The organism is Prochlorococcus marinus str. MIT 9312 (assembly GCF_000012645.1).
GTDB classification, from domain to species: domain Bacteria; phylum Cyanobacteriota; class Cyanobacteriia; order PCC-6307; family Cyanobiaceae; genus Prochlorococcus_A; species Prochlorococcus_A marinus_L.
Map to the genome: position 1 here is coordinate 1,304,778 of NC_007577.1, position 17,908 is coordinate 1,322,685.

Below are 17,908 nucleotides of genomic sequence, written 5' to 3' on the forward strand. Positions count from 1 at the left end.
AAATTACGAAATTAAATTTATAATCACGCATTTATTGTACCTTTATTCTGTAAGATTAGTTTTAGTAACTTTCAAAATTTAAGTGAAAGAAGTCTTTATTAGTTTTGCGGTTTTTGTTTTTTGTGTTTCATTAACTCTTTTCAGTCAATTTAATTCACCACAAGTTGTTAATGCTGCCGAATCAGAAACTCAGTTAATTCAAAAAACACCTGTTGCAAAATCATCAAATGTTTCAAATAATAATTTATTTGAGCTAGACCCATCAGATCCAAATCCTATACTTTTCGCTATGGCAGAAGAAACACAATCAGAAAGCAATTCAAGGACTACAGAAAGTGGTCTAATTATTTCGGATATCGTAAATGGAGAAGGAGATGAAGCTAGTGCTGGGCAAACAGTTACAGTAAATTATACAGGAACTTTAGAAGACGGGACAAAATTTGATACCAGTATCGGTAGAGCTCCATTCAGCTTTCCCTTAGGTGCTGGACGAGTAATAAAAGGTTGGGACGAAGGTGTCGTAGGCATGAAAGTTGGAGGCAAAAGAAAATTAACAATACCTCCGGAACTTGGATATGGATCAAGAGGGGCAGGAAATGTTATACCCGCCAATGCAACTTTGATATTTGAAGTTGAATTATTAAAAGTCAATTAAATTAAGTAAGAAAAGTATTTAAGACTTTTCAATTTAGTTAATCGCCAAGTAATATATATACAACACCAAATATTTGAAATGTTAAGTAAATTCATCAATTCTTTTCTAGATAAAAAATCCCCAATGACAGTCCATGCTCACTGTGATGGTCCTTGTGGTGTTTATGATCCAGCATCTACGAGAGTTGCTGCTGAAGCAGTTTTATCAATGACAAAAAAACTTATTGCACTAGAAGTTCCTTCTAGTACTGATTCAGCAGAATGGGCTACATACAGTAATACATTTTCTAGATATGTTGCAGTTAAAGAAGAGCAAGCAAAAGAAACAAAGAAAGAAATTCTAATTTTGTGGACAGATTACTTTAAACCAGTTCATTTAGAAACTTATCCGGACTTACATGAAACTATTTGGAAGGCGGCCAAATTATGCAGTGCATGCAAAGTTAATATTGATTTAGCTCAAGCTGAAGAACTCATGAGTTATGTAGAAAAGATTCATAATATTTTCTGGGCTTCAAAAGGAAGATCAGACGCTTTTGTAAAAGCTAGTTAATCAGAATTATTTTCAAAAGTTTTTTTGATTTTATTTTATTTTTCATAGGTTTAAGAAAAACCGCGATAATAGCTGGTGACTCTATGTTGCCCTCCCTAAAAGAAGGAGATATCGTATTTTTTAAAAAATATAAAAAGAATAAATCAATACTAAAAAATCGACAAATAGTTATTTTTAATCATCCACTTAAAAATAAAAACCTAATTAAAAGGATAAATTCAGTGAATCAAAATAATATTGAGGTTCTTGGCGACAATATTGAATTTAGCGAAGATAGTAATAAATTTGGATTAATCAATAACGAAAAAATAATTGGGATTGTCACCTCTAAATTAATTATTCCTAAACTAAAAAATTTTTTAATTCAAAAAAACAGAAGCACTTCTTTGAATCCAAAATAATCCCAAAGAAAAGGAAAGCCCTCCTGCTATAGCTTTTAATCTTTTAATAAATTTTTGACTTGCTTTAAAGGTGGTAAAAGATATTAAACAAGTAAAAAGATTCATACTTGTTAGTGAACCAATCAAATATGAAATCAAATATAAGCAAGCACTTGTTAAAGGTAGTGCTAAAGCAGGAAGAACTGCAAGAAAATGCGAACCTCCAGCTATACCGTGTAGCAAGCCTAAACCTGTCAAAGCATGTGAGTGCTTATTATTATTTTTTTGTTCCTTAACATGAAAGTGAAAGTGACGATGGGCAATTCCATTCTCATGCTTATGGGAATGAGAATGGATACTTAATTGAAAAGAATTTTTTATAGCAAATACTCCAACAATTAGGAGAGAAATTCCAACTAGGAATTCAGCAAAATTGGAAAATTTGTTTAATGGCGTAATATCCTTAATAAAAATCGCTATAAAAGCTAACAAGAGGACTCCTGAAGAATGTCCTAAGCCCCATGAGAAACTATTTTTAAGAGCTTTTCGGGGATCATTAATCGCTGCTGGTGCCATTGCAATTAGATGATCAGCGCCACTAACAACATGCACAAATCCTGCAACTATACCTGTTAAAATTACAGTCTGCATATATATTCAGTACAACTCTGTTTAATTAATTTTATAGCACGATTTGAAGTCAAAATTAAATTGAATTAAATAATTTCTTGAAAGATTTTTCAATATCACTTTCTCTCATAAAAGTTTCACCAATTAATACTCCCTTGATCCCAATAGATCTAAGCGATTCTAAGTCTTGGGCACAATTAATTCCAGATTCACTAATGGGAAGAATATTTTGTTTTAAAAATATATCTGCATATATATGCATCAATTCTATCGATGTTTTTAAATCCGTTTTAAAAGTCTTTAAGTCCCTATTATTTATTCCAATCAAATTAAAAGATTTTAACTTTAGTATCCTTTCTAATTCATTATCGTTATGGACTTCAACAAGAACGCTCATCTTTAAATTATCAGCTATTTTCTTTAGATAAATTAAATCGTCATCACTTAAAATCGCAGCGATTAATAATATTGCATCAGCACCAGATACCCTTGCTTTATAAATCTGATAAGCAGAAATAATAAAATCTTTGCAGAGTAGAGGGAGATTAGTTGATTTCCTTACAGTTTCGAGTATTTCATAACTACCTTGAAAAAACCTTTTATCGGTAAGTACTGAGATACATGATGCTCCTAATTCTTCATAACAAATTGCTATGTCTTCAGGGTTAAAATCTTTTCTAATAACTCCTTTACTCGGACTAGCTTTTTTTATTTCAGCAATTAATCCTGGTTTTATTTTTGACTCCAAGATATTTTTATAAAAATCTTTGGGATCTGGAAGGTTTTCAATCTTTTTGATGAGATCTTCTAAAGAAACTATTTTTTTAAAATTCTTAATTTCAATATCCTTGTGCCATACAATTTCTTCTAGAATATTTTTTGCTTGTGCTTCTCTATGAGGCACGGCATATTCTAAATTTTCTACCCTTACTGTTGGATTTGGTGGCCTGCGTCTTATCTCCATTAATTATAGGGATTATTTTATTTGAGAAGCCGCTTGTTTATATGCGACCTCAACCACTTCACTAAGAGTGGGATGAGTATGAACTTCTGTAGATAATTCAATTACATCTTGGTTCCTTGAAATAGCGTTCGAAATTTCTTGAATTAAATCAGCTGCATGTAACCCAAAAATATGAGCACCTAATACTTTCCCATTATCTTTATTGAAAATCAACTTTAGCAATCCATCACTCTCCAATTCAGCCAATGCTTTTGAATTAGCCTTAAAGAAACTTTTGACAACTCCCAAAGTAAAATTTTCTTTTGCAGATATCTCTTTAGCTTCTGCTTCAGAGAGACCAACTGAACTTATTTCAGGATGAGTAAAGGTTGCTGCAGGGATACTTTTATAGTTAATTTCGACGTTACCACCGCAAATATTATCAACAGCAATAGTACCTTGCGCTGCAGCTGTATGGGCAAGCATTAGTTTGCCTGTTACATCTCCAACAGCCCAAATGTTAGGTATTATTTCATCACCATTCTTAACCCTCATTTGATCATCTATAGGAATGAAACCTTTTACTGTTTCTATCCCAGCCGACTCAAGATTTAAGTTATTACTATTAGGACTTCTGCCAGTTGCAACTAATACGGCATCAACTTCTAAAGTTTCTACAACTTCTTTAGATTTTGCATCTGTCAGTTCTATTTTCACAGGACATCCAGGTGTTATTTTTGTAGCAAAGACATTTGATTTTGTGTCTATATCTCTAGCTTGAATAAGATTCTTCTTAGCAATTTTTGTAATGTCTGGATCAAATGTTGGCATAATATTTTCCAAAGCCTCAATCATGGTAACTTCACAACCTAGCGCAGTATAAACATCAGCAAATTCCAATCCTATATATCCGCTTCCAATAATAGCTATCCATCTTGGAAGCCACTCAAGTTTAACAGCATCATCACTAGTAAATACAGTCCTATTATCCAAAGTTATTCCACGAGGAACAAAAGGAGAAGAACCAGTTGCTATAACAATATTCTTACATGTGAAGATTTTATCAATTCCGTTTTTATCTCTTACACCTACTTTTTGATTTCCTTCAATTCTGCCAATGCCCAAAATAATTTCAACTCCACTCCTTTTGAGAGTTTTTGTTAAATTTTCTCTAACATTTAAAACTAAATTATTTGCATGATCTGCAATTTTTGATCTTTCAAACCTTACTGGGGAAGCATGAATACCAAATTTTGCTAAATGTTCATAATCAGCAATTTCTCTGACTTTTCCACTTGCAGCCAAAAGAGCTTTAGAGGGGACACACCCCTTGTTAACACAAGTGCCTCCCATGTCAGAAGATTCTACTATTGCGACTTTCAGTCCCTTACCAGCAGCATGTTTAGCGGCATCAAAACCTCCATATCCTGCTCCTATTACGATTAAATCAAAATCAAAACTTGAATCAGTCACTTTTTATCTACGTATTAGAGGTGTATGCGACTCTTTTTCGTTCTAGTAATAATGGAACTGCAACGCAAGCCACATTTAATGATTCTACAAGCTCACTATGCGGAATTGTAATTGTTTCATTAAAAGCTTCTTGAATTTTTTTATGAATACCTTGACCCTCATTACCCAAAATCAAGGCAGTAGACTTAGTCCAATCAATTTCCCAGTAGGGTTTTGAAGATTTTTTTGAACTTTTATTATGGCTACTAGTAGTAAAAATCTTAAATCCTACATTTGATAATTCATACAAAGACTTGCATAAAGAATTTAATATTTCTTCTTCAGTTCCATCAAATCTTAAAAATGGCAGATGAAAAACTGCGCCAGAAGATGCCCTTAATACCTTTTGGCTTAATGGATGGGCACCTCCAGCTAAAAGAATTGCATCAACGCCAGCAGCTAGAGCAGTTCTGAAAAGACTACCCATATTCCCAGGATCTTGAATCCTTTCGAGAACAAGAACAAAATCATCTTTAATATTAAATTGATAATTAGGTATTGATGAAATCTCTACCAAAGCTGCTATCCCATCTGGATTAATCGTTGAAATCGCAGATGCTAAGACTTCCTCTGAGACAATATTTATTAATGACGGTTGAAGCTTTTTGCTTAGATTTTCATTCTTTCTTAGCCATTTTTCGGTAACTAAAATTTTGGAGGGAGTTTTTCCAGACTTCAACAATTCTTCAATGAGATGAGTACCCTCTATGCAAAAAAAATCTTGTTCTTTTCTAGAGAACCCTCTTTTAAAGGACCTAAATCTTTTAACTAGATTATTGTTTTTACTAGTTATTTTTAAAAAAGTATTTTCTATGAGTAATTTAAATAATTTGTTATCAACTACATTTTAATTACATTAATATTTTGATCAATTATTTATTAAATTTTTATTTCTTAAGAAATTAAAAAGTAAATTTTCACTTTTGTTTAATATTCATGACGTTACATAGGGTGGACTTAATATTATTAGTTTGTCATGATAAACCTAATAAATTAAGTCTTAATGATTTGCGGAAGCAAAAAGAAGGCATATCTTAAATCGCAAAATTTAAAGATTCTTGGCCAAGGCAAGTTAAATGGAATAGTTAAGATAAATGGCGCGAAGAATTCGGCCTTAGTTTTATTGGCATCATCATTGCTAACTAATGAAAAAATAATACTTGAAAATATTCCTTATCTTACTGATATTGAGAAAATGGGAAATATCCTAAAAAATTTAGGAGTTAATTTAATTGATAAAAATGACCAATTAGAGATAGATCCAACAAATATTTCCATTAAAGAACTTCCATATGAACTAGTTAATGGATTAAGAGCTAGTTTCTTTTGCATAGGTGCACTATTAACTAAATTTGGAGAAGCTCAAGTACCCTTACCAGGTGGATGCAATATTGGATCAAGGCCAATAGACGAGCACATTAATGGACTCATCGCATTAGGCGCAGACATTATTATTGAAGAGGGAATTGTCAAGGCAAAGATAAGGGGAAACAAAAATAAACTTCATGGTACTCATATTAAATTGAAGTGTCCAAGCGTAGGAGCAACTGAAACTTTAATAATGGCTGCATCTTTAGCGGAAGGAAGAACTACTATTGAGAATGCTGCAAGAGAGCCTGAAATTCAGGATTTATGCCATATGCTTAATAAAATGGGGGCAAAGATTTACGACTCCGGTAAAGAAACAATAATTATTGATGGTGTTAATAAGCTAGGTGGTTGTACTCATAAAGTAATTCCAGACCGAATAGAAGCTGGAACTTTTCTAATAGCTGCTGCTGCAACTTCCTCTTCAATAACAATTTCTCCTGTGATCCCTCATCATCTTGAAGCTGTTACTAATAAGCTTCAAGAAAGTGGGAGTAAAATTACTATTAAAGGTAATTCGATTTCAATCAAGAGTAAGGAGATTAAAGGAGTAGATATTGAAACAGCTCCTTTTCCAGGATTTCCTACTGATTTGCAAGCACCATTTACAGCACTAATGACAATAGCAAATGGTGAATCAAAGATCACTGAAACGATTTTCGAAAACAGAATGAATCATATTCATTTACTTAATAAAATGGGTGCCCGTATAAAACTAAATGAAAACGTAGCTTACATTAAAGGTGTTAAAACACTTAATGGGATGGATCTAATAGGCTCAGATTTAAGGTCATCAGCCGCATTAATAATTGCTGGAATCATCGCAGAAGGTACTAGTAATATCTATGGTTTAGAACATTTAGATAGAGGTTATGAAAATTTTGAATTAAAACTAAAAAAATTAGGTATTAAAATAACTAGGGAGTTTAATAAAAGTACTTTTGAGGAGAATGAATTTAAAATTGAACCTAAATCTGAAGACATTTCAAATCTTAGAGCAGCTTAGTCAGAAACAAAGAAATTTTAAATACTAAGTAAATTAATTCAAACGTAAGCAATATTGATTAGTGAAATACAACCTAAAAATAAAAATAACAAAACTAAAAAGCGATTAGACCAATTTTTATTTAAACCACTAAACTTAAAATCATTCATGCCCAGGTTCCACTATTAGATCCAAATGCCGTCAAAATAGTTATTGCAACGAAAAGATAAGGGACAAATTTTAAGGATAACTTTTTAGCTTGGGTTTTAGACATTAGATTTTTTCCTAAATATAACACAATATTACTAATTATGAAGCTATTTCCTGCAAAAAGTGCTTTTATAGGGAATTAAGCGCAAAACTGTGCCATAAATGCCTCAAAACTTTATTTTTTGTCTTATTTCTTGTCAGCAAATCCAATAAATATTACGCTATGTTTTTATTAAAAAAATTTAACTAATGGCAAACGTTATCTTAATCGCTCTTCCTTAACCACCAAACGCATAGTCAATAAAATGAATTTTGTTATAATAAAAAAGTTCATTATTTTTCAAAAGCCTTGGGAGCGTGGTGGAATTGGTAGACGCACCGCACTCAAAATGCGGCACCTTCGGGTATGTCGGTTCAAGTCCGACCGCTCCCACTTTGATGAATACTTATAGTCGATTCGATATATCTTTCAAAAAAGGTAAAGGTTGTTGGCTATGGGACAAAAAAGGTAAAAAGTATCTTGATGCAGTCGCTGGTATAGCAACTTGTAGTCTTGGTCATAGCGATAGAGTTTTAAGACGAAGACTATCAACTCAACTAAAAAAGATTCAACACATTTCAAATCTCTATAACATTGAAGAACAAGAACAATTAAGCAAAACTCTAACGAATATTAGTTGTGCTGAAAGCGTCTTTTTCTGCAACAGTGGTGCGGAAGCAAATGAATCAGCAATTAAATTAATTAAAAAATATGGGAACACCACAAATAAAGGTAAAGAATCAATTATTCTCTCAGCAGAATCCAGCTTTCATGGCAGAACGCTGGCAGCCTTGAGTGCTACCGGTCAGCCAAAATACCAAGAAGGTTTCGAACCAATGATTAAAGGGTTCAAATTTTTTAAATTTAACAATTTTGATTCAGTAAAAAAATTATTTGAAGAGTGTGAAAATAAAGATCAAAAAATTTCTGGCGTTTTAGTTGAACCAATACAAGGAGAAGGTGGCGTAATTCCTGGAAGTAAAATATTTTTTAAAAGCCTAAGAGAAATATGTGATAAATATGGTTCTCTTCTAATTTTTGATGAGGTCCAAAGTGGGGTAGGTCGAACTGGAAAAATGTGGGGTTATGAGAATTTAGGAATTGAACCTGATGGATTCACCCTCGCTAAAGGATTAGGAGGAGGTCATGCAATTGGAGCATTATTGGTAAAAGAAAAAGCTAACATTTTTTCACCAGGAGATCATGCCAGCACTTTTGGAGGGAACCCATTCGCATGTAAGGCTGCCTTAACTGTATTAGAAGAAATAAAGAGAAGAAATCTTATAAATAATGTTTATCTAAGAGGGGACCAATTAAGCGCTGGATTTGAAGAATTGTCAAAAAAATTTCCAAATATTATTAGGGGGAAAAGAGGTTTAGGTTTAATACAAGGTCTTGTTATCAATAATGATTATGCTGATGCTAAAGAAATTACATTAAAAGCTTTTGACAAAGGATTACTAGTAGTTCCAGCAGGAGGGAACGTTGTTAGGATTGTCCCACCATTAATTATATCTCGAAGAGAAATTAATATTCTTTTAGATAAGCTGAATTCAATTTTTGAGGAGTTATAGCACTTTAAATTTTGAAAAATGCAAATTTAAAAAATTTTAAATTATTATCACCCAAATATGAAAGGGATAATATCAAGTTAGGTTTATCTAGAATTAAAAAAGCACTTCAGAAACTTGGTAATCCTTGCAAGAATATCCCAGCAATACAAATTATTGGAACTAATGGGAAAGGATCAATCGCGGCATATCTAGAAAGTATACTTTTTGAAGCTAAAATGAATTTTGGGGTAACTACATCTCCTCATCTTTTTGATATATGTGAGAGGATTAGAGTTAATAAAAAAAATATTAACAAAACTGATTTTGAAATAATCTATAGATTAATAGAAAAAAATTTTTCAACATATGAATTAACTCCTTTTGAAAAAATTATTTGCTGCGCACTAAATTTTTTTGACAATGAAAAAGTTGAATTAATAATTCTTGAAGCTGGCTTAGGAGGACGATTAGACGCGACAACAGCCCATAAATTAAGACCAATCATTGCTATTGGAAACATTGGCTTAGACCATAAAGAATTTCTTGGAGATACGATTGAAAAAATTGCCAAAGAAAAATTAGCAGTTATTGAAAAAAACTCAATTGTTATTTCCTGCAACCAAAACAGTCAAGTTGAAAATTTAATAACCAAAAAAGTTGAAGAGGTTGGAGCAGAAATCATCTGGAAAGATTCAACTTCAAACAGCTATGAGCTTGGATTAAAAGGAATTTTCCAAAAGCAAAATGCTTCAGTCGCCATTGGAGTAATTGAAGCTCTTAATAAGTTGGGATTTAGTATTAAAGAAAAATATATATCTGAAGGTCTTAAAAAAACAACTTGGCAAGGAAGGTTAGAAATAATAACTTACTTAAACAAAAAAATTCTTGTAGATTGTGCGCATAATTATCCTGCTGCAAAAGCACTTTCTAATGAGCGAAGCAATTGGAAGCATGAAGAAGAAGGAATTTATTGGATTTTAGGTGTCCAAAGACAAAAAGATGTGCACGCAATATTAAAAACACTTCTAAAGAAAAATGATCACTTATTACTTGTTCCAGTTCCAAACCAACCTAGTTGGCAATTAAAAGAACTTTCTCAGATTAAAGAAATTGATTTTCAAAACATAATTGAGTTTGAGAAATTTGAATTTGCCATTGAATATTTATTTGCCCTTCAAAAATGGCCCCTTAATCTTCCTGTTTTAACAGGTTCTATTTTTTTAGTGGCTGAATTTATTAAATTTGCCAATAAACAGAAATGTTAAATATTAAATTGTTCCTTTATTTTCCAACCCTCTAATTTCCCTGGATTTAATAGCCCTTTAGGATCAAATTTTAATTTCGCTTTTACTTGATCAGAGTCCACCACTCCTAGGCCTCCGCCCTCGACAGTTAAAACGTGGGGATTAAAAATAAAAGCACCAAGTTTCTTACAATCTTCTATTATTTCATTTAATTCTTCTACACCATTCCACTTTAATACTGGCAATGCAGCTAATCGTGGTGATCCTTGCTGAGAAACTGCTTCTAAATGCCAAAGAACTTTTTTACCCCATTTTGTTTTCAAAAAATTAATTAATTCTAGTTCTTTATTCAGTGGCAAAAGCATCTGTAAATATGTCCAATTTTTATCCCTAGACCTCATATGAAGAGTTGTATGATTCCATACGACTTCAGAAATTCCATTAACGAGTTTTTCTTCTTCCCCAAGGAGGGTAGATTTAACTTTGAATTTCTTGCAAATCAGTTCTATCGTTTTTATTCCTCCAAGCGTAGATTGTATTAATATCTTGTGACTTCTAGATTCACTTTTAAACCATCTTGGCATTTGATATACAATTTCTTCTTCAAGGATTGCTCCCAGTTTCATATCAACTGCGGCGCTAGTAAGAGTTTTTAATATTTCTATTGTTTGTTCAAATTCAATGCAATCGATAACTATTGAATACCACTTACGTTTGATATCAGTAGCAAGTAATAAAGAAGTAATAATTCCATTAGTCCCATAAGCATGATTTAAAGGTTCGGATTCTTCAGCATCAAATTTTAATAAAACAGGTTTCTCATTCATCGTCACGGCCTCTAAACCTATAAGATTTCCAGGATCTCTTAAAAATCCCCACCTAATCGACCCAATACCTCCTGATCCACCTGCAATAAAGCCTCCAATTGTAGCGGTTTTCCAAGTACTAGGAAGCAACCTTAATTCCCTCCCATATTTCTCTAATTGTTTATTCAAATCTCCCATTACACAGCCAGACTGTACTTTCACAAAACCTGTCTCAGGATCAAATTCTTCTAACTTATTAAACTGACTCATCTGCATTACAACTCCTTTAAACAAAGGGACCGCTTGTCCATAATTACCTGTACCTGCCCCCCTTAAAGTAAGAGGGATAGAAAATTTCCAACAAATTTCTGCTACTTTCTTCACCGCATTATGATCACTAGGTCTCACCACAAAATCAGCAATACATCCATCTAATTTTTCAGTAAGGATTGGAGAGTAGTTATAAAAATCTTTTGAAAGTCTTTTTACTTCGGATTGGCTTTCAATAATCTCTAAGTTTTTAACTTCCCTAAATTTGTCTATAAATTTAAGATTATTTGATGTCATTAAATAAATTTTTTATGTTTTGTATATAAATTAGTCGATCAGCAATGTAAATCGCCTTTTATAAATACTTTTCTTTTTAAAGTGCTCGAAAAAACATCTGCCCATCTTTGTGCTTCTAAAATCACGAAATCAGCAGGGCACCCCACTTTAATTAAACCATCCCATTTTAAATTTAATAATCTACTTGGAGCTAAAAAAATAGAAGAAAGAGTCATTCTCTCCCAAGGATTTAGTTGAAGCATAGGTATCGAGCATGACAACATATAAAAAGGGTCAAAATTACCAAATGGGTACCAAGGATCTTGAACGTTATCACTACCTATAGAAACATCCACGTGAGATTTTTGTAATTGCTTTATTGGCGCAACTGGTCTTTTTAAGGAGGTAGTTTTATTATTTCGATTGAGAAGCCAAAAATTTGTCAGAGGCAGAGCAATAACCTTAATATTTTTCTCAGCCATTTTTTCTCCTAAATATGTAATCTCACTATGACTTAGTGAAATAAGACTACTTAGATGACTACAAGTAATGGGAATACTATTAATATTTAAATTTTCCATTGTCTCTAATAAAACTTTTATTCCTGCTCCAGGCTCAATAGTTGATTCATCTATATGCAAATCAATTTCTAATTTATATTTACTCGCAAGAAGAAGCATCTTTGCGAGAAATTTGCTTGTATCTTTTTTATTAAAAGGGGGGACAATAACACCCCCTAAAATGCCTCCACGAGAGGAAAATATTTTTGCTAATTCTTCTCCATTAGAAGTATCCCAGAATTCCAATGGAGCTAGAGCAACGAATTGTAATTTCAATTCAGATGAAAATTTTTTTTGTAATTTAAAAAGTTCAATCCAAATATCAATCGACTGACTTTTGTATGTATCAATATGACTTCTAATAGCTCGGTATCCATTTTTTATGGCAAGTTTTAATGATTTCTCAACTCTCTCAATAACCTTATCTGTATTTCTAGTTCTATGTTCTTCAAGATTTACTGATAATGCACCACTATAGTTTGATTCTAAATTAGGAAAATCTTCCCATGTAAAAGATTTATCAAAATGCGAATGCGTCTCAACAAATCTTGGGAGTAAAATATTTTTTGGTTTTTTATCTTTAATTTTTAAGGACTTTAACTCAGAAACAAATCCATTTTCCCAAGTAATCGAAACTGAACATAAATCCTCTACATCAATATTGAGGCCATCAAAATCTTCTATTAAAAAAAGGCTTCTGGGAATAAGAACCTCAGCTGTGCCGGAATTACTCAAATCTTTTAATTTTCTTTTATTTTAGAACATAAGAAAACTTTAATGCTTAAGAAAATAATTCAAATTTCGCTAAAAGATAAAATAACTATGAAAAATTACCCTTGAGTTGTTAAATTTATAAATGTGCGGCGGGCGTCGCCAAGTGGTTAAGGCAGCGGCTTGTGGCGCCGCTATTCGGGGGTTCGAATCCCCTCGCTCGCCCTCAAAAAATTGCAACAAAATTATTTAACTTGTAATTTTGAATTAAAGAATCATAAAAAGTTCCTAGCAAAGTGCTAACAAAAACAAAAAAAGAAGAAAAAGAATTTCAAAAGGATTCAACTACTAGAAGTTATTGGATAACCACATTTGGATGCCAAATGAACAAGGCCGATTCTGAAAGAATGGCTGGAACGTTAGAGAAAATGGGATATACCAGAGCAGATGATGAACTAAATGCCGATTTGGTCCTCTACAATACTTGCACTATAAGAGATAATGCGGAACACAAAGTTTATAGTTTCCTAGGAAGACAAGCAAAAAGAAAGCACAAAATACCTAGTTTAAAACTTGTTGTCGCAGGTTGCCTTGCTCAGCAAGAAGGAGAGTCCTTACTTAGGAGAGTGCCAGAACTTGATCTAGTGATGGGTCCTCAACACGTCAATAACCTTGAGAACCTTCTAGGGAAAGTTGATTTAGGTAATCAAGTTGCTGCCACGGAGGAAACCTTCATTTCTGAAGACATAACAAATGCGAGAAGAGAAAGCTCTATTTGTGGTTGGGTTAATATCATTTATGGGTGTAATGAAAGATGTTCATATTGTGTAGTTCCCTCTGTCAGAGGGAAAGAGCAATCAAGATATCCCAATGCTATAAAAAGTGAGATACAAAAATTAGCTGATGATAATTTTAAAGAAATTACTCTTTTGGGGCAGAATATTGATGCTTATGGAAGAGATCTTCCTGGAACTACAAAAGAGGGGAGAAAAGAAAATACTTTAACTGATCTTTTATATTACATTCATGATATTAATGGGATTAGTAGGATTAGGTTTGCTACTAGTCATCCAAGATATTTTTCAAAAAGATTGATTCAAGCTTGTTATGAACTTGATAAAGTCTGTGAACATTTCCATATTCCCTTCCAAAGTGGAAATGATGAAATCTTAAAGCAGATGTCCAGAGGATATAATATTAAAAAGTATAAAAATATAATTGATAATATAAGATCATTAATGCCAGATGCTTCAATTACAGCTGACGCTATAGTTGCTTTCCCAGGAGAAACCGAACAACAATATCAAGATACATTGAAACTTATATCAGATATTGGCTTTGATCAAGTAAATACAGCAGCATACTCCCCAAGGCCAAATACGCCTGCAGCAGTTTGGTCTAATCAACTTTCGGAAGAAGTAAAAAAAACTAGATTACAGGAAATTAATGCTTTGGTAGAGAAAACTGCTAGGAACAGAAATCAAAGATACATTAATAATATTGAAAGCGTTTTAATTGAGGGTTTAAATCCAAAAAATTCCTCGCAAATTATGGGTAGAACCAGGACAAATAGATTAACTTTCGTAAAGATTCCCAAAAACATTCAATTTAATTTTTCACTTGGAGATGAGATAGATGTCAGAATTAATGAAGCAAGACCTTTTTCTTTAACAGGTGAACTTTGCTAAAAATTTTTTCTAAATGATCGAGGAAAAGAAAAAATGTATTGGATTAATATTTGGTGGATATTCCAATGAGCATGATGTATCAATATCCTCTGCTAAGACAGTTTTTAATGCCTTTAATTCAGAAATTAATAAACAACGCTTTAATGTTAAAGCCTTTTACATAAATAAATATGGAGATTGGATTGATAATGATATCTCAGTTAAGATCCTGATTGGTGAAATTGAACACAAAAAAACAAAAAAACAAGAGCTTTTTAATCAAAAAAAAATTAACTTCCTTGACGGAATTGAATTTCAAAATATTGATATTTGGTTTCCACTTCTTCATGGATTTAATGGCGAAGATGGATCAATTCATGGATTACTAAAATTCACAAATAAACCTTTAGTCGGATGTGGGATTCTTGGCTCTGCTCTTGGTATGGATAAAATATTGATGAAGACAATTTTCTCAAATCTAAAAATTCCACAAGTTAATTATTTAGTTATTCAAAACGAAGATTTGAATAATCTAGAAGTAAAAAATAAGTTAATTATTGAGATAATAAAAAAATTAAATTTTCCTGTTTTTGTTAAACCATCTAACTCTGGTTCATCCCTTGGCATTTCTAAAGTAATAAATAAATCAGCATTATTAAAAGCTTTAGAAAAGGCTTGGGAAATAGATGCAAGAATTTTAGTAGAAGAAGGTTTAGAGACAAGAGAGATTGAATGCGGAATAATTGGGAATTCAGAACTCTTAACCTCTGAGATTGGAGAGGTAGAATACGGAAGTGATTGGTATGATTATGATTCAAAATATAACTCAAATAATAAGATAACTATCCCAGCCAAAATAGATTCTAAAATCACTAAACAAATTAAAGAAATTGCTATTCAAAGTTGTAGAACACTAAATATTTTTGGTTTTGCAAGGGTAGATTTCTTTTTAGAAAAATCTTCAAATAAAATTTTTTTAAATGAAATAAATACAATTCCTGGTTTTACAAAAAAAAGTATGTTTCCAATGCTCTGGGAAGCTTCGGGTTTAAATATTGAACAACTTGTGGCTAAACTAGTAGATATATCTCTAGATTTATAATTCAAATCAAATGTTGCATGGACTTCTTTGGTTACCATTACTTTTAATCTTCGTTTTATTAACTGCACTTGGATGGTTAGAGAGAAGAAGGCAAAATCTTTTTAGGAGCTGGGCAAATGGGTCTGAACTTTGTAAGTTAGATAGTTCAGGTGCAGCATTTTTAAAAGATGGGAAATTAAGATGGAGCGCGTTTGAAGCTGGTAAATTTGAAGAAAAAGATTGTTTCACAATCAAGAAACTTGAATTAGTTGAATTAATGGCACTAACTTCTGGAGAAGCTCCTCTAACAATTGAATCTCAAGGAAAGTGTAGGTTGAGACTAGTAGGTGATGGGAAAGAAATGGATGTACCATTTTCAGATGCAGAGCAGGCAAGAAAATGGATGGACCAATTGATGGAAAAAGCTAGATGTGATTTGTGAAAAACCTAAAAAAAATAAACACTAGAAGCTTTTTATTTTTAATTTTATTTTTATTTTCAACAAGTTTTTTGAGCCTAAAAAAATTTAAGAAGGTTAATGTAGACGACATTAGAATTTCTGGCAGTACATTATTCTCAGAGAATGATGTGGTAAGTAATTCATCTTTTACGTTCCCAATACGTTTAATTTTTATTAAAACTAATCTATTAGAAAAAGACTTAAAACAAAATTTATCACTCAAGAACGTTTCAGTAAGTAGACAAATAGTTCCTTTTGGTTTGAAAGTTCATGTTAAAACAAGAACTCCAGTAGCTTACGCTGAAAGGATATTAAATAATGAAGAAAAGATATTAGGCTTTATTGATAAAGATGGGATTTTTATCGATAAACAAAATGCAGACAAAAAAAATTTGAACAAATTAACCATACAAGTTTTTGGTTGGAAAGAAAAATTTAAAAAAATATTATCTGAAATTTTAATTGCTCAAGAAAATTATGAATTTGAAGTGATTAAAATAATTTTTTCACCCAATGGGTTTCTAACTGTTGAGGAAAAAGATTTAAAAACAATATTCTTAGGATTTAAACCAAATTTAATCAACTATCAATTACAAATAATCAATAACTTAAAAAATGAATTTAAGAAAAATAATTTTTCTGAAGAAATAGATAATATTGATCTTACTGATCCAAATAAACCAAAAATAAAAGTGTTCAAACCCTAATATTTGAAAACTAATTTTGAATAATTTTTTTTAATTATTGTAGTGTTAATGAGGGTTTAGCATTCAAAACAGAATATTTGAAAAATAAATATTTTAAGGATTTTCCTCAACAAATTCCTACATATGAGCTCAGTAAGTTCATAATGCACCCAATACTAGTATTAGATTCCTATTAAGAGATGAGCTTCGGTAACAATCCAAACTTTGATCAATCGAGAGAAATCCTTCCAAGCCAAAACGCCAAAATAGAAGTTATTGGTGTTGGAGGTGGTGGAAGTAACGCAGTCAATAGAATGATAAGTAGTGATTTAGAGGGTGTATCTTTTCGAGTACTCAATACCGACGCGCAAGCACTAATACAGTCTTCTGCTGAGCGTAGAGTTCAACTGGGACAAAACCTTACCAGGGGTTTAGGTGCAGGTGGGAATCCAAGTATTGGCCAAAAAGCTGCAGAAGAATCTAAAGATGAGCTTCAACAAACTTTAGAGGGATCAGATCTAGTTTTTATCGCCGCTGGAATGGGTGGGGGAACTGGTACAGGAGCAGCTCCCGTAGTTGCAGAAGTAGCTAAACAAAGTGGTGCTTTAACAGTAGGGATAGTAACCAAACCATTTTCTTTTGAAGGGAAAAGAAGAATGCGTCAAGCAGAAGAGGGAATCGCAAGACTAGCTGAAAACGTAGATACTCTTATAGTCATTCCAAATGACCGTTTAAAAGATGTTATAGCAGGAGCTCCCCTTCAAGAAGCATTTAGGAATGCTGATGATGTTTTACGGATGGGCGTCAAAGGCATCAGTGACATAATTACTTGCCCAGGACTAGTTAATGTTGATTTCGCAGATGTAAGATCGGTTATGACAGAAGCAGGAACCGCTCTTCTCGGAATAGGTATCGGTTCAGGAAGATCAAGAGCACTAGAGGCAGCACAGGCCGCTATGAATAGTCCTTTATTAGAAGCAGCTAGAATTGATGGAGCTAAAGGCTGCATTATAAATATTACCGGTGGCAAAGACATGACTTTAGAAGATATGACCTCCGCATCTGAAATTATCTATGATGTTGTTGATCAAGAGGCAAATATTATTGTTGGTGCAGTTGTTGATGAGGCAATGGAAGGAGAAATACAAGTTACTGTAATTGCTACCGGATTTGAAACAAATCAACCTTTAAAACAACAAAGAATTAAAAACAGATTATCAAATCAACCCTTATATAATATGTCCGACAATAAAGATTCAGGAGCAAGTATTCCTGAGTTTTTGAGATTAAGGCAAAATAAGAAAGATATAGATTAATAG

Annotated in this window: 17 protein-coding genes and 2 tRNA genes; 13 read left to right on the forward strand and 6 right to left on the reverse strand. The window is 32.4% G+C overall.

The genetic code is table 11. The features are described 5' to 3' along the window. Positions 1 to 82 precede the first annotated feature (82 nt). The 3 genes from PMT9312_RS07170 (at position 83) to sodX (ending at position 1,608) form a co-directional block, all read left to right on the forward strand. A complete protein-coding gene (locus PMT9312_RS07170; protein WP_011376935.1) occupies positions 83 to 655 on the forward strand; it encodes an FKBP-type peptidyl-prolyl cis-trans isomerase in 573 nt (190 codons plus the stop codon). 78 nt (positions 656 to 733) lie between these two features. After that, a complete protein-coding gene (gene sodN, locus PMT9312_RS07175) occupies positions 734 to 1,207 on the forward strand; it encodes a superoxide dismutase, Ni (protein WP_011376936.1) in 474 nt (157 codons plus the stop codon). 8 nt (positions 1,208 to 1,215) lie between these two features. Next, positions 1,216 to 1,608 (forward strand): nickel-type superoxide dismutase maturation protease, encoded by a 393-nt coding sequence (gene sodX / locus PMT9312_RS07180; protein ID WP_071813316.1) that lies wholly within the window; start codon positions 1,216 to 1,218, stop codon positions 1,606 to 1,608. Here the strand turns inward: sodX and PMT9312_RS07185 are convergent. Genes PMT9312_RS07185 through PMT9312_RS07200 form a run of 4 tightly spaced genes read right to left on the reverse strand, consistent with a single transcriptional unit; the run spans position 1,567 to position 5,486 of the window. Continuing rightward, on the reverse strand, positions 1,567 to 2,238 hold the full coding sequence (locus PMT9312_RS07185; protein WP_011376938.1) for a hypothetical protein: 672 nt from the start codon (positions 2,236 to 2,238) through the stop codon (positions 1,567 to 1,569). The genes sodX and PMT9312_RS07185 overlap by 42 nt on opposite strands. A gap of 55 nt (positions 2,239 to 2,293) precedes the next feature. After that, on the reverse strand, positions 2,294 to 3,181 hold the full coding sequence (gene trpC, locus PMT9312_RS07190; protein WP_011376939.1) for an indole-3-glycerol phosphate synthase TrpC: 888 nt from the start codon (positions 3,179 to 3,181) through the stop codon (positions 2,294 to 2,296). A gap of 12 nt (positions 3,182 to 3,193) precedes the next feature. Then, a complete protein-coding gene (gene lpdA / locus PMT9312_RS07195; RefSeq protein WP_011376940.1) occupies positions 3,194 to 4,633 on the reverse strand; it encodes a dihydrolipoyl dehydrogenase in 1,440 nt (479 codons plus the stop codon). A 7-nt stretch (positions 4,634 to 4,640) separates the two neighbouring features. Next, entirely contained in the window at positions 4,641 to 5,486 is an 846-nt protein-coding gene (locus tag PMT9312_RS07200; RefSeq protein ID WP_225866685.1) for a TrmH family RNA methyltransferase, read from the reverse strand. Positions 5,487 to 5,675: 189 nt separating this feature from the next. Here PMT9312_RS07200 and murA point away from each other — a divergent pair, with 189 nt between their 5' ends. The 4 genes from murA to PMT9312_RS07220 all read left to right on the forward strand — a co-directional run bounded on the left by murA (position 5,676) and on the right by PMT9312_RS07220 (position 10,093). Beyond that, a complete protein-coding gene (gene murA / locus PMT9312_RS07205) occupies positions 5,676 to 7,046 on the forward strand; it encodes a UDP-N-acetylglucosamine 1-carboxyvinyltransferase (protein ID WP_011376942.1) in 1,371 nt (456 codons plus the stop codon). A 540-nt stretch (positions 7,047 to 7,586) separates the two neighbouring features. Beyond that, positions 7,587 to 7,668, forward strand: a tRNA-Leu gene (locus tag PMT9312_RS07210). Positions 7,669 to 7,673: 5 nt separating this feature from the next. Continuing rightward, positions 7,674 to 8,849 (forward strand): aspartate aminotransferase family protein, encoded by a 1,176-nt coding sequence (locus tag PMT9312_RS07215; RefSeq protein ID WP_036924028.1) that lies wholly within the window; start codon positions 7,674 to 7,676, stop codon positions 8,847 to 8,849. Between the two features lie 11 nt (positions 8,850 to 8,860). Continuing rightward, positions 8,861 to 10,093 (forward strand): bifunctional folylpolyglutamate synthase/dihydrofolate synthase, encoded by a 1,233-nt coding sequence (locus PMT9312_RS07220; RefSeq protein ID WP_011376944.1) that lies wholly within the window; start codon positions 8,861 to 8,863, stop codon positions 10,091 to 10,093. Here the strand turns inward: PMT9312_RS07220 and PMT9312_RS07225 are convergent. Beyond that, positions 10,090 to 11,445, reverse strand: a complete 1,356-nt coding sequence (locus tag PMT9312_RS07225; RefSeq protein WP_011376945.1) for an FAD-binding oxidoreductase — start codon at positions 11,443 to 11,445, stop codon at positions 10,090 to 10,092. The genes PMT9312_RS07220 and PMT9312_RS07225 overlap by 4 nt on opposite strands. Before the next feature lie 38 nt (positions 11,446 to 11,483). Next, positions 11,484 to 12,719, reverse strand: coding sequence for an amidohydrolase family protein (locus PMT9312_RS07230; RefSeq protein WP_011376946.1), 1,236 nt, complete (start codon positions 12,717 to 12,719; stop codon positions 11,484 to 11,486). 128 nt (positions 12,720 to 12,847) lie between these two features. Here PMT9312_RS07230 and PMT9312_RS07235 point away from each other — a divergent pair. The 6 genes from PMT9312_RS07235 (at position 12,848) to ftsZ (ending at position 17,905) form a co-directional block, all read left to right on the forward strand. Then, positions 12,848 to 12,920: transfer RNA gene (locus PMT9312_RS07235), tRNA-His, on the forward strand. Between the two features lie 71 nt (positions 12,921 to 12,991). Next, positions 12,992 to 14,383: a tRNA (N6-isopentenyl adenosine(37)-C2)-methylthiotransferase MiaB gene (gene miaB, locus PMT9312_RS07240; protein ID WP_011376947.1), complete on the forward strand. Its 1,392-nt coding sequence runs from the start codon at positions 12,992 to 12,994 to the stop codon at positions 14,381 to 14,383. 13 nt (positions 14,384 to 14,396) lie between these two features. Beyond that, positions 14,397 to 15,464: a D-alanine--D-alanine ligase family protein gene (locus PMT9312_RS07245; protein WP_011376948.1), complete on the forward strand. Its 1,068-nt coding sequence runs from the start codon at positions 14,397 to 14,399 to the stop codon at positions 15,462 to 15,464. 10 nt (positions 15,465 to 15,474) lie between these two features. After that, positions 15,475 to 15,885, forward strand: a complete 411-nt coding sequence (locus tag PMT9312_RS07250; RefSeq protein ID WP_011376949.1) for a hypothetical protein — start codon at positions 15,475 to 15,477, stop codon at positions 15,883 to 15,885. Next, positions 15,882 to 16,610 (forward strand): cell division protein FtsQ/DivIB, encoded by a 729-nt coding sequence (locus PMT9312_RS07255; protein WP_011376950.1) that lies wholly within the window; start codon positions 15,882 to 15,884, stop codon positions 16,608 to 16,610. Before PMT9312_RS07250 ends, PMT9312_RS07255 begins: the two co-directional genes overlap by 4 nt. Positions 16,611 to 16,789: 179 nt before the next feature. Beyond that, positions 16,790 to 17,905: a cell division protein FtsZ gene (ftsZ, locus tag PMT9312_RS07260; protein WP_011376951.1), complete on the forward strand. Its 1,116-nt coding sequence runs from the start codon at positions 16,790 to 16,792 to the stop codon at positions 17,903 to 17,905. Positions 17,906 to 17,908 lie beyond the last annotated feature (3 nt).